Below are 12,430 nucleotides of genomic sequence, written 5' to 3'. Positions count from 1 at the left end.
GGGTGGCACGGGTGGGCGCAGGGGGGTACTCCCTCGGGGGGACGCACCTCCCAGCGAGCAGCGCGCGCCCCCCGCCCAGCCGCAGCAGCACAGGGCACCGATCACGCGCCGCTCACGAAACCCCGTGCCCAGAACTCCGCACCCCGCGACAATGACCAGGTGCGATACAGAATCCTGGGCGTAACCCAAGCCGTGGACGACCAGGGCATCCCCATACCCATCGGCGGCCCCCGCCTGCGCACCCTGCTCACCGCCCTCGCCCTCCACCCCTCCCGCGCCACCACCCCCGAAACCCTGATCGACGAGATCTGGGCGGACGACCCACCCCACGACGCCCCCGCCGCCCTCCAGGCCCTGGTCGGCCGCCTCCGCCGCACCCTCGGCCGGCACACCATCGTCTCCACCCCCGGCGGCTACCGCCTGGAGGCCACCGAGGACGACGTGGACCTGTACGTCTTCGAGCGGCTCGTCCGCACCGGCACCAAAGCCCTCACCACAGGCGACCCGGCCACCGCCCACCGCACCCTCACCGAGGCCCTCGCCCTCTGGCACGGCCCCGCCCTCGCCGACCTGCCCGACCGCACCGCCGCCAGCCGCCCAAGGGCCCTGCGCCTGGAGGCGAGCCGCGCCCGGGCCGCCGCAGCCCTCGATCTCCGCCGCGCCCCGGACGTCGTACCGGAGCTGACGGAGCTGACGGCGGCCCATCCGCTGGACGAGCCCCTGCACGCCCTGCTCATCCGCGCCCTGCGCGACACGGGCCGCCCCGCCGACGCCCTCGCCGCGTACGAGTCCGCCCGCCGCACCCTCGCCGACACCCTCGGCACCGATCCGGGCCCGGAACTCACCGCCCTGCACACGTCGTTGCTCGAACAGAAGGAACCGCAGCCACCACCACGGCCGCGGCCCGCGAAGGCACCGGCACCCGCTCAACCCCCCGAGCGCACCGGAAATCTCCGTCCCCGTCTGAACTCGTTCGTCGGGCGGGAACCCGAACTCGACGCCATCCGTTCCGATATGCACAGGGCCCGCCTGGTCACGCTCACCGGACCGGGCGGCTCCGGAAAGACCCGTCTCGCCGAGGAGACCGCTGCAGGGCTCCCCCAGGCATGGCTGGTCGAGCTGGCCCCGCTCGACCATCCGGAGGCGGTGCCCGGCGCGGTGGTCAGCGCCCTCGGTCTGCGCGAGACCGTGCTGCTGACCAACGAACTGGCGACCCCGCAGGCCGACCCCGTCGCCCTGCTGATCGAGTACTGCGCCCCGCGCAGCCAACTCCTGATCCTTGACAACTGCGAGCATGTGATCGGCGCGGCCGCCGCCCTCGCCGAGACCCTCCTCACCCACTGCCCGGGGCTCACGATCCTCGCGACCAGCCGTGAACCCCTGGGCGTCCCCGGTGAGTCGGTGCGCCCGGTCGAGCCCCTCGTCCCGGAGCAGGCGCACCGTCTGTTCGCCGAGCGCGCGAAGGCCGTCCGCCCCGACGCCGGCGCGGTGCTCGCCGACACCGGGGCCGTGGCGGAGATCTGCCGCCGGCTGGACGGGCTGCCGCTGGCCATCGAGCTGGCCGCCGCCCGGCTCCGGCTGCTGACCCCACGGCAGATCGCCGACCGGCTCGACGACCGCTTCCGGCTGCTCACCTCCGGAAGCCGCACGGTCCTGCCCCGCCAGCAGACCCTGCGCGCGGTCGTCGACTGGTCCTGGGACCTGCTCGACGAGCGCGAGCGCACGGTGCTGCGCGAGGTGTCGGTGTTCGCCGGCGGCTGGGACCTCGCGGCGGCCGAGGCCGTGTGCGGCGACCCGGCGGCCGACCTGATCGGCGCCCTGGTCGACAAGTCCCTCGTCGTCGCCGCACCCGACGCCTCCGGCGCCGGCATGCGCTACCGCATGCTGGAGACCATCCACGAGTACGCCGTCGAGCGCGCGGCCGAGGTCCCCGGACTGCGCGCCGAGACCGAGCGCCGCCATCGCGCGTGGGTGCGTGCGCTGGTCGAGGAGGCCGATCCGCTCCTGCGTTCGGCGGCCCAACTGCAATGGATCTCCTGCCTGGAGAGCGAACTGGACAACATCCGGGCGGCCCTGGACCGCGCGGTGCGCGCCGCCGACGAGCCGGAGGCGGCCGCGATCGCCCTCGCCATGGGCTGGTTCTGGTGGCTGCGCAACCACCGCCGGGAGGCGGTCGCCTGGATCCGTCTCGTCCTGCGCCTGGGCGTGGCCCTGGACACCCTGAGGGCGTCCGGCATGTCGGGCGCGCTGCGCACCGGTGGCGGTCTGGCGGCCCTGGTGGAGGTGGCCGATCCGGTCGGGGCCCTCCTCGCCGACCCCGACGGGGAGGCCGGGCATCCGCTGCGGGAGCCGCGGATGGACCTGCGGATGCTCGATCTGTTCCTGACCTTCGAGTCCGGCGCGGACGACCTCGCCGCCGACTCGCGGGCCCCGCAGTACGTCGCGCGCGTGCGGGCCGCCTATGAACAGGGAGGCCTCCGAGCGGCACGGCTCCCCGGCATCGTCTGGCCGCTGACCGCCTACTACCTGGGCGGCTCGGGGGAGGCCGGCCCGGACCTGGCCGCGGCCGTCGCCAACTGCCGCCGACACGGCGGCGACTGGGAGATCGGGGTCGCCCTGATGTACCGCACCCATGTGACCGTCGACTCTGCGGGCAATCTGCGGGGCGTGGACGAGGACCTGGCCGAGCTGCGCCCCCTCAGCCTGCGCGTCGGGGACCGCTGGATGCGGGCCCAGGTGTGCAGCGCGGCCGGCGAGGCGGCCATGGCGCGCGGCCGGTACGCGGAGGCACGCGGTGAGTACGAGGAGGCACTGCGCCTCGCCTACGAGGTGGGTGCCTACGCCGAGTCGCCGTTCCTGATGGCGCGGCTCGCCGAGATCGCCTACCGCTCCGGCGACCCGAAGGCCGCGCTGACCTCCCTGGACGAGGCGGGAGCCGCCGCCGACCGCTATGCGGTACCGGAGTCGGCCGCCTTCGTCCTGCTGATGCGCGCCCAGATCGCCCTGCACGACGGGGAGACCGCCCGCGCCCGTGAGCTGTACGACGCGACCCGCGCGGCGGTGCGCGGCGACAATCTGCCACCACCGTTCGGGGCGGGACTGCGCATGGTGGAGGCGCTCGTCGTCGCCGCCGAGTCGGGTCCCGCGCACGGGCTGCCGATCCTCGCCGAGGCGTTGCGCGAGGCTGTGGCGCAGCGGTGCGCCGAGACGGTCACGGCGGGACTGGTGGACAGCGCTGCCATGCTGCTGGCCCGGTACGGCGAGCTGGCGGGCGCGATCCGGCTGTACGCCGCGGCGGACCACTGGCGCGAAGGCCATCAGCGCCCCGAGCCGGAGCGCGGCAAGGCCGCCCAGGTGCACGCCGAGGCCCGTGCGGCACTGCCGGCCGGCCGTTACGCGGCCGAGCGCGCCCGCGGCGCGTCCCTCGGCGTGGCCGAGGTGCTGCGCGAGCTGGACGGCCCGGCCGCCGTCGTCGAGCGAGGTCGGGGGGCGGGATCGGGGCCGGTCAGCGGCAGGTGAGGCGGGACTCCGCCCAGTCGGCGAGCGCCGCCCCGTCGAGGAGGTCCCGGTGCGGCCGCACGACGAGGCGTACGGTCCCGCGCCCGGTCAGATCCACATGGACGGGCACGGCCTGATCGTCTCCCTTGACCATGCCGGACTGCCACAGCCGGACCCCGTCGGCGTAGACGGCGAAGGACACCTTGCCGAGGCCCAGCGTCATGTCGTCGACACCGGCCCGTGCGTCGTAGGCGGTGCACTGCCGGTTGAGGGCGATGGTCACGGAGGACTCGCCGTGCACGGTCACCCCGCGCGCGTACTGCCTGCCGCCGATCGACATTCCGTAGTGCTGCCACACCCAGCTGCTCTCGCCGAGCCGGATCTCGGGCTTGGTGCCGTCGCCGGTGATGTCGTAGTTCAGCTCGCTCACCTCGTAGACGGTGGGCGCGGGCGGCGGAGTGGGCGTCGGGGTCGGCTGCGTCGGGGTCGGCGTCGGCTTGGGGGTGGGCTTCGGGGGCGCGGGGCGCGTCGGCGTGGGCGTCGGCGCAGGCTCGGGCGGGGGTTTCGGTGCGGGGGGCGGCGTCGGTGTGGGCGCCGGCTTCGGGGCCCGCACCACCGGCTGCGGCGAGGGCTTCTTCGACGGGGCCGGCTTCGGCGCCGGAGGCCGGACGACCGGCGCGGACGGCGCCGGCTTCGCCACCTCCTTCGCCGGCGGGTGGCTGTCGTTCACGAGGGCCAGGGCCACCGCGGCGGCGGCCACCGCGACCACACCGGCCGCGATCCCCGCCTTCACCGGCGCCCCGAGCCCCTCCGAGGCCGCGGCCCCGCCGGCACCGCCGCCCCCGCCGGAGGAGCCGGTGGCCGCCGCGGCGGCACCAGTGGCCCCGACCCCGGCGCCGCCGGCGATGATCCCGAGCGCCTTGGCGTACCCGGCGGCCCCGAACCAGCCGATGACCGCGACCGGGACGACTCCGGGGATACCGCCGGCGACCTCTTCGATCTGCGCGGCCGCCAGCCGGCACTTCGCGCATTCCTCCAGGTGCTTGCGCAGCCCCCGCTCGGCGCGGACGCGCAGTTTGCGCCGGGCGTAGCCGCCGAGCTGGTCGGCGTAGCGGGCGCACTCCTCGTCACCGGAGAGAGAGGCGCTGACATGAGCCTGGAGATAGGCCTGCTTCAGGCCCTCGCGGGCACGGCTGGCCAGGACCCGGGTGCCGTTGGCATCCAGCCCGAACAGCACCGCCACCTCGCTCGGGGACTCGTCCTCCACCTCGGTGTGCCACAGCACCGCCTGCCAGCGTTCGGGCAGCGAGCGGAAGGCCTGCATCGCCATCGACTGCTCGGCCTCGTGCATCGCCCGCACATCGGCGCCGAGGTCCAAGGTGTCGTCGTCGGAGACCTCCGCGCCCCGGGCGGCCTGCTGGGCGAAGCCGGCGAAGTCGTCGACGAGCTGCTCGCGCCGCGCGGACCTGGTCCAGTGCGCGGCCACGCGCCGCACCGAGGTCAGCAGATAGGCGCGTACGGCGTGCTGGGGCCCGGACCCGCCGCGCACCGCCTGCAGCATCCGGGCGAAGACCTCGGCGGTGAGGTCGTCGGCGGTGTGCCCGTCCCGGCAGCAGGTGCGGGCGTAGCGCCGTACGGCGTCCGCGTGTCGCCGGTACAGCTCCTCGTACGCGGAGTCGTCACCGCCGCGCATGCGCTCGATCAGCTCGCCGTCGTCGGGCGCCTGCCCCCGGCGCGGTGGCAGCACACTGCCCTCACGCTGCGCCGGCACGCTCTGCCTGCTCCGGCCGGCGGACGAAGCCGGACGACCGCCCTGAGGCGGCACCTGAGGCGGCACCTGAGGCGGGGTCAACCCCGCGGCTGATTCCGTGCCCGTGTCGTCACCGCGTGACTCGTCCCACCCGTCAACGCCCATCGCGGAACGCCCCCGACACCGGCCAGCCCAACCCTTACCGGCTCAGGGTGCCACATTGTCTTTTGTTCAAGGACCCCTCGTGCTCGGCATCCACTCGTCCGAGGCCCCTTGCCAGCACACCCTTGCGGCCACTCCTCGAATGAGTGAGCCGCAGTTCCCCAGGGGCCCGGGGAACTGCGAACCAGCCACATACGGTCCGCGGTCCGGGAACCACGTGGACCATCCGTCCCGAACCGGCTCTCAAGCCCCTACGCGGGACGCGACCGCAACCCCTCCAGCAAGATGTCCAGCAACCGCGCGGACGCGGCGGCCTGCTGTGCCGCATCCGGCAGAGCCGGCGCCGCCGTGGCGATCACCAGCAGCACATCGGACACGGATACATCCGCCCGCAGCTCGCCGGCCGCCCGCGCCCGGTCCACCAGCTTCCCGACCACTTCGAGCAGCGCCCCGACCCCGGCGTCGTCGGCCCCCGCAGAAGCCGGCCGCAGTTCTCCGCCGCCCGGCTGCATCCGCTGCTGAGGCACCCGGGCCTCCTCGGCGGAGCCCACCGGTCCGCCCGAACCGGCGGAGCCGACCAGCACCTGCGGCGGCAGCAGCCGCCCGGCCCCCGACGCCACGGACGTCCGCAGGAACCGCGACAGCGCCGACCACGGTTCCTCCTCCTGCCCGAGCGCTGTCCGCGCCTGCTCGGTCAGCCGCGCCGTCTCCTCCTCGGCTATACGCCGGACCAGCACGTCCTTGCTGGGAAAGCGCCGGTACACGGTGCCGACCCCGACCCGGGCGCGGCGCGCCACGTCCTCCATCGGCGCGCCGTACCCCAGCTCGCCGAAGACCTCACGCGCCGCACGCAGCACGTGCTCCAGATTGCGCTGTGCGTCGACCCGCAGCGGCGTCGTACGCGCCGCGTCCGCGCGTCGGTTGCCCACCGTCGGGCTCATCGCCGCGCCACCGGGCGCGACGGCGGCTGCGGATGACCAATGTGCGTCCTGAACATGCATGTGTTTCCCCCGGTAATGACGTCTCCCCCCGGAGACTCTCCCCGTCACTGAATCGGGAGTGCGTGGAGCTGTCGTCGGTCTCGACCGGGTCCGCCCGTCGCGGTACCCGCTCGACCACATTCCCTACACCCCGTCGACACACGAACATAGTTGAGAGGAAGTCAATTCAGAAGGGGCAGGTTCCGCACAGTGCGCCCCCCGATCGGAGTACGGGTCTCGTACATCCCGTTTCCTCACCTTCGTACGCCCTGGCCCGCCCCCGCTGACCTGCCCCCTTTCGTCCTGCCCCGACACCGCCGCCGCCCCCGCGCACACCCGGCCGCCAGTCACACAAATTGCCGGGGCTGTGGACAAACAACTGCGCCGGGTGCGTCATGGGATGGTGAAGGAACGTGCGCGCATTCTGGTTGTCGGCGGCGGCTACGTCGGGATGTACACGGCCCTGCGTCTGCAGCGGAAGCTGAAGGACGAGCTCAAGCGGGGTGAGGCCGAGATCACGGTCGTCACCCCCGACCCCTACATGACGTATCAGCCGTTCCTCCCCGAAGCCGCCGCGGGTTCGATTTCCCCTCGTCATGTCGTCGTACCGCTGCGCCGTCTTCTGGACCGGTGCCACGTCGTCATCGGCGAGGTCACCGCCATCGACCACGGGGTGCGCACCGCCGCGATCTCCACGCTCGCCACCGCCGAGGAGGGCAGAGCGGCCGAACTCCTCGGCTACGACGAACTGGTGCTCGCCCCCGGCTCGATCTCCCGCACCCTGCCCATCCCGGGCCTCGCCGACCACGGCATCGGCTTCAAGACCGTCGAAGAGGCCATCGGCCTGCGCAACCACGTCATCGAGCAGATGGACATCGCCTCCTCCACCCGCGACCCCGCGATCCGCGACGCCGCCCTCACCTTCGTCTTCGTCGGCGGCGGCTACGCGGGCGTGGAGGCCCTCGCCGAACTGGAGGACATGGCCCGCTACGCCGCGCGCTACTACCACAACGTCCGCCCCGAGGACATGAAATGGATCCTCGTGGAGGCCTCCGGCCGCATCCTCCCCGAGGTCGGCGAGGAGATGGGCCGCTACACCGTCACCCAGCTGCGCCGCCGCAACATCCAGGTCCTGCTCGAAACCCGCCTGGACTCCTGCACCGGCCGGGTCGCCGCCCTCAGCGACGGCCAGCGCTTCCCGACCCGCACGGTCGTGTGGACCGCCGGCGTCAAACCGCATCCCCTGCTCGCCGCCACCGATCTGCCGCTCACCGGGCGCGGCCGGCTGAAGTGCACCGCACAGCTGACGGTCGACGGCGCGGAACACGCCTGGGGGGCCGGCGACGCGGCGGCCGTACCCGACGTCACCGCCGCCGAACCCGGCGCCGAGACCGCGCCCAACGCCCAGCACGCCGTCCGCCAGGCGAAGGTCCTCGGTGACAACATCGCCCACGCGCTGCGCGGCGAGCCGCTTCAGACGTACGCCCACCGGTACGTCGGCTCGGTCGCCTCCCTCGGCCTGCACAAAGGCGTCGCCCAGGTCTACGGGCGCAAGCTGAAGGGCTACCCTGCCTGGTTCATGCACCGCGTCTACCACCTCAGCAGGGTGCCCACCGTCAACCGCAAGGCCCGGGTCCTGGCGGAATGGACCCTCGCCGGGCTCTTCAAACGGGAGATCGTCTCGCTCGGTTCACTCGAACATCCGCGAGCGGAGTTCGAACTCGCGGCCGGTGGAAAGCCTCCTCACAGCCCCTCGGACGACCCGAAGGGGTCGTCCTGACCGGACCCAGGAACTCCCCGGCTCGCCCAGGCGTCTGACGGATGTCGCCGCGGCGTGTCCCCTGCCAGACTGCCCCACGTCCGCGGACGGGCCACCCACCCGCCCTCAGCACCCACGAGGCTTCTTCCCAAGTGAACTTCACGCGCTGGAGCGCCCGGCTCCCCGGAACGCAGCGCCGCGCCGCCGCGCGGACAGATACCCCGGTCTCCCCGGACCGGCGGGGAGAAGGCTCGGTGCCCGCGGCCCGCGCCGAACAGCCGACCGGCGACACACCCCCGGTGCCCGCCGTCGACCAACTGCCCGCACGCGACGTCCTCGACCGCGTCCCCGCCCTCGTCGCCCTCGTCCACGGCCCCGACCACCGCATCGCCTACGTCAACGACGCCTACACCACGGCCTTCGGTACCCGCCCCACCGGCGCCCCCGCCCGCGAGGCGCTGCCCGAACTCTCCGAACTGGGCCTGCTCCCGCTCCTCGACCAGGTCCTGCGCAGCGGAAAACCCCGCACTTTGAAGTCCCGCAAGGCCGTCGACGGCCGCTCCTACACGTTCACCTGCACCCCCGTCGCCGAGGACGGCGACCGCGACACCGGCTCCGGCACCGGCTCCGTCCTCGTGTTCGCCACCGACGTCACCGACCACGCCGAGGCCGCCGAGCGGCTGCGCGCCAGCGAGCGCCGCCAGCGCGAGACGGCCGTCACGCTGCAGCGCTCCCTCCTCCCCCAGGAGCTGGAACAGCCCGACGACCTGCGCATCGCCGCCACCTACCAGCCCGGCGGCACCGAGGCCGCGGTCGGCGGCGACTGGTACGACGTGATCACCCTCGGCGGCGGCCGTACGGCCCTGGTCATCGGCGACGTGATGGGCCGGGGGGTCCGCGCGGCGGCGGTGATGGGCCAGCTCCGCACGGCGGTCCGCGCCTACGCCCGCCTGGACCTGCCCCCGCACGAAGTACTCCAGCTGCTGGACGGCCTGGCCACCGAGATCGACGCCAACCAGATCGCCACCTGCGTCTACGCCGTCCACGACCCGAACGAGGGCCGCCTGGTGTACGCCTCCGCCGGCCACCTCCCCATCCTGGTCCGCGACGAGAGCGGCACGGTCTCCCGCGCCGACGAACCCACCGGCCCACCGCTCGGCACGGGCGGCTGGATCCACACATCGGGTGCGATCGCACTGGGCCCCGGCTCGACGGCGGTCCTCTACACGGACGGCCTGGTCGAACGCCGCGACGAGGACCTGGACGAGGGCATCGCCGCCCTGGAGCGCGCCCTGGCCGGCGCGACCGGCACCCCCCAGGTCGTGTGCGACCGCCTGGTCCGCTCCGCCGGCGTCACCGCCGACCACGATGACGACGTGGCCGTCCTCGTCCTCCAGCACCCGGCTCGTACGGGCCCCGCCGGCGACCTCTTCCGCAACGCGGCCCTGGAACTCCTCGGCGGCGTCGAGGCAGCACCCCGCGCGCGTGCGTTCGCCTCCGGCGTGCTGACGAGCTGGCGTTTCCCGGCCGAACTGCACGACCTCGGTGTCCTCGCCGCGAGTGAGCTGGTCGCCAACTCCCTCCAGCACGGAACCCCGCCCATGCGTCTGCGGCTCCGCCGCACCGACCGCCGCCTGATCATCGAGGTCACCGACGGCGACGACCACCTGCCCAGGCGCCGCCGCGCCGAACCCGGCGACGAGTCCGGCCGAGGCATCGCCATCGTGGCGACGATCGCGTCCAACTGGGGATCGAGAAGGACACCAGGCGGCGGGAAGGCGGTGTGGTGCGAGTTTGTCCTGCCGAAGGGCTAGACACCGTGGGGACCACTGCCCCCTGGGGGCAGTGGCCCACCCGCATTCGCTCGGGTGCCTTACGCCTCCGCGGACACCGGTTCCGCGGGCGCCGCGCCACGCGTGACCACACGGCTCCCGCGCGCCAGCCAGGGCTGGTCCTGGACGGGGGTGAGCCGCCGCCCCAGCCGCAGCGCCAGCGCCGTGATCCCCAGCGAGAACAGCAGGAAGGTCACGATGTACGGCGCATGCAGCGACGCACCTAGCGGCCCGCCCACTGCCGGCCCGACGGCCAACGCCAACTGCTTGACCAGCGCGAACGCCGAGTTGTACTGCCCGGCCATCCCCTCCGGCGCCAGATCGGCGACCAGCGGCGCGACCGTCGGCGACAGCATCGCCTCACCCAGCCCGAACAGCGCGTACGTCGACACGAACGCGGCCGTCGCCATCTCCTGGCTGCCGTGGCCCAGCCCCGCGTATCCGGCGGCGACCCATGCCACGGCCCAGATCAGCCCGACCCCGGCGATCACCCGGGACCGCCGCCGACGCTCCACGAACCTCAGCACGGCGAACTGAGCCACCACGATCATCAGCGTGTTCGCGGCAAGCGCCGTCCCCAGCGCGGAGGTGGAGATCCCGGCGGCCTCGACGCCGTACGCGCTCAGCCCGGACTCGAACTGGCCGTAGCAGGCGAAGAACAGTACGAAGCCCAGCACACACAGCTGCACCATCGCCCGGTTCCCGAGCAGCTGCTTCCAGCCGCCCTTGGCCGAACCCGCGGGTGCGTCCTCCAGCCGCGGCGAATGCGGCATCCGCACCGTCGCCATCACCACGACCAGCAGCAGGAACATCGCCGCCTCGATCGCGAACAGCAGCGTGAACGACGACACGCGCGTGGTGTCCACGAGGTGACCGCCGATGAGGCCGCCGACACCGAGCCCCAGGTTCTGCAGGAAGAACTGCATCGCGAACGCCCGCGACCGGGTGTCGGCCGTCGAGCAGTCCACGATCATCGTCGCCAGCGCGGGCTGCATCACGGCCTGCCCGGCACCGAGCGCCGCGGCCGACAGCAGTACGGCGACGGCATTGCTCGCGAGACCGAGGCTGAGCGCGCCGAGCGCGGCCGTGACCAGGGCGGCGAGCAGGACCGGCAGTGGGCCGCGCCGCACGATCGCCCGGCCGGCGAACGGCAGCACGATCAGCGCGGCCACGGCGAAGACGGCGAGCACGAGTCCCGCCGTCATGGCTCCCAGCCCCCGCACCTGCGCCACATAGACGTACAGGTAGGGGACGGTGAAGCCGAGCCCGAACGCGCTGAGTGCGTTACCCACGTGGATCCGGCGCATCGCTGCGCCCATCGCCCTGGTCACGTTCACCTCTCTCACTAGTTAGATCTGAAGACTTCGAAGCTAAAGAGTACACAGCGAAGGACTTCAACGCAAAGCAGCAGCGTGCGATACTGCGCCCATGGCCGATACCGCTTCCGACGTCACCGAGCCGACACTCGAAGAGCAGATCGCCGCCTACCAGCGCGAGTTCCAGGACCTGGACCCGCAGGTCGAGAAGATCGTGTCGGCGCTGTCCCGGCTCAACCGCCGTATGAACGTCGCCTACGGCCGTCAGACCTCCGCCCTCGGCATCAGCAACGCCGAGTGGGAGGTGCTCAAGGCACTGGTCCTCTCCGGCGCCCCGTATCGCCTGGGCCCCAGCGACCTCGCCAAGCGCCTGGGCCTCACGCCGGCCGCGATGACCCACCGGATCGACCGCATGGTCACCGAGGGCCTGGTCACCCGGGAGCGTGATGAGTCCAACCGCGTACGGGTCATCGTCGAGCTGACTCCCGAGGGCCGCGAGAAGTGGCTGGAGGCGATGCGCCTGGCGACGGTCTTCGAGGGAGACCTCCTCCAGGACCTCACCCCTGCGGAGCGCGCGGTGCTCGGCGAGGTCCTGACGAGGCTTCTGCGCAGGGTGGAGGACGCCCAGCCGGACGCCGGCGGCCGCCTCAGCGACCTCGACTGAGACCCTCGAAAAAAATCTTGACAGGATCGGTTGACACGCCCCTACCCGTTCCGTAAAGTTCTCCGAGTTGCCACGGGGCCGTAACGGTTCTTCGGCAGCAACTCCGCCGCTTCGAGCGGCACCCCCTCACACCTCAGCACGATCTCCCGTACGGGTCGATTTCGGCATGCCCGAATTCAATTCGAATGGAAGCCCGGTGGCCCGATTGGGAATCGCCGAGCGGATCCGCTAAGGTTTGAGGCGTCGGAACGGCCCAACAGCCGGGAAGACAAACCCCGCTGACCGGGGATCAGACGCCGAAAGGATCTGATAGAGTCGGAACCGCCGGAAAGGAAACCGCGAGAAAGACGCGGGGAACTGGAAAGCACCGAGGAAATCGGATCGAGAAAAGATCTGATAGAGTCGGAAGCGCAAGACCGAAGGGAAGCGCCCGGAGGAAAGCCCGAGAGGGTGAGTACAAAGGAAGCGA

Annotated in this window: 7 protein-coding genes; 4 read left to right on the top strand and 3 right to left on the bottom strand. The window is 72.7% G+C overall.

The window, feature by feature from the left end; translation table 11 throughout:
* Nucleotides 1–159 precede the first annotated feature (159 nt).
* The gene (locus IE277_RS15165; protein WP_189952620.1) at nt 160–3,519 is read left to right on the top strand and encodes an AfsR/SARP family transcriptional regulator; all 3,360 of its coding nucleotides are present in this window, start codon (nt 160–162) and stop codon (nt 3,517–3,519) included.
* On the opposite strand, the gene IE277_RS15160 is transcribed toward IE277_RS15165, so the two are convergent.
* Together IE277_RS15160 and IE277_RS15155 are read right to left on the bottom strand one after the other, a co-directional pair.
* Entirely contained in the window at nt 3,506–5,413 is a 1,908-nt protein-coding gene (locus tag IE277_RS15160; RefSeq protein ID WP_189952618.1) for a sigma-70 family RNA polymerase sigma factor, read from the bottom strand. The two genes, IE277_RS15165 and IE277_RS15160, sit on opposite strands and share 14 nt — an antisense overlap.
* Nucleotides 5,414–5,661: 248 nt before the next feature.
* Nucleotides 5,662–6,411, bottom strand: a complete 750-nt coding sequence (locus IE277_RS15155; RefSeq protein ID WP_189952616.1) for a TetR/AcrR family transcriptional regulator — start codon at nt 6,409–6,411, stop codon at nt 5,662–5,664.
* A 379-nt stretch (nt 6,412–6,790) separates the two neighbouring features.
* On the opposite strand from IE277_RS15155, the gene IE277_RS15150 reads away from it, so the two are divergent.
* Together IE277_RS15150 and IE277_RS15145 are read left to right on the top strand one after the other, a co-directional pair.
* Nucleotides 6,791–8,170 carry an NAD(P)/FAD-dependent oxidoreductase gene (locus tag IE277_RS15150; protein WP_189952614.1) on the top strand — a complete coding sequence of 460 codons (1,380 nt, stop codon included), beginning with the start codon at nt 6,791–6,793 and terminating at the stop codon, nt 8,168–8,170.
* A gap of 131 nt (nt 8,171–8,301) precedes the next feature.
* A complete protein-coding gene (locus IE277_RS15145) occupies nt 8,302–9,963 on the top strand; it encodes an ATP-binding SpoIIE family protein phosphatase (protein WP_189952612.1) in 1,662 nt (553 codons plus the stop codon).
* Between the two features lie 59 nt (nt 9,964–10,022).
* Here the strand turns inward: IE277_RS15145 and IE277_RS15140 are convergent, their stop codons facing one another.
* The gene (locus IE277_RS15140) at nt 10,023–11,312 is read right to left on the bottom strand and encodes an MFS transporter (protein WP_229881554.1); all 1,290 of its coding nucleotides are present in this window, start codon (nt 11,310–11,312) and stop codon (nt 10,023–10,025) included.
* A 97-nt stretch (nt 11,313–11,409) separates the two neighbouring features.
* Between IE277_RS15140 and IE277_RS15135 the strand changes: the two genes are divergently transcribed.
* Complete coding sequence (locus IE277_RS15135) at nt 11,410–11,961, top strand: MarR family winged helix-turn-helix transcriptional regulator (protein ID WP_189952610.1); 552 nt, start codon at nt 11,410–11,412, stop codon at nt 11,959–11,961.
* Nucleotides 11,962–12,430: the final 469 nt, after the last annotated feature.

The sequence above is a fragment of the Streptomyces alanosinicus genome, assembly GCF_014650595.1.
In the GTDB taxonomy this organism is placed as follows: Bacteria; Actinomycetota; Actinomycetes; order Streptomycetales; family Streptomycetaceae; genus Streptomyces; species Streptomyces alanosinicus.
The sequence above is the reverse complement of the archived record's forward strand: the minus strand, read 5'-3'. Positions and strand labels throughout refer to the sequence as shown.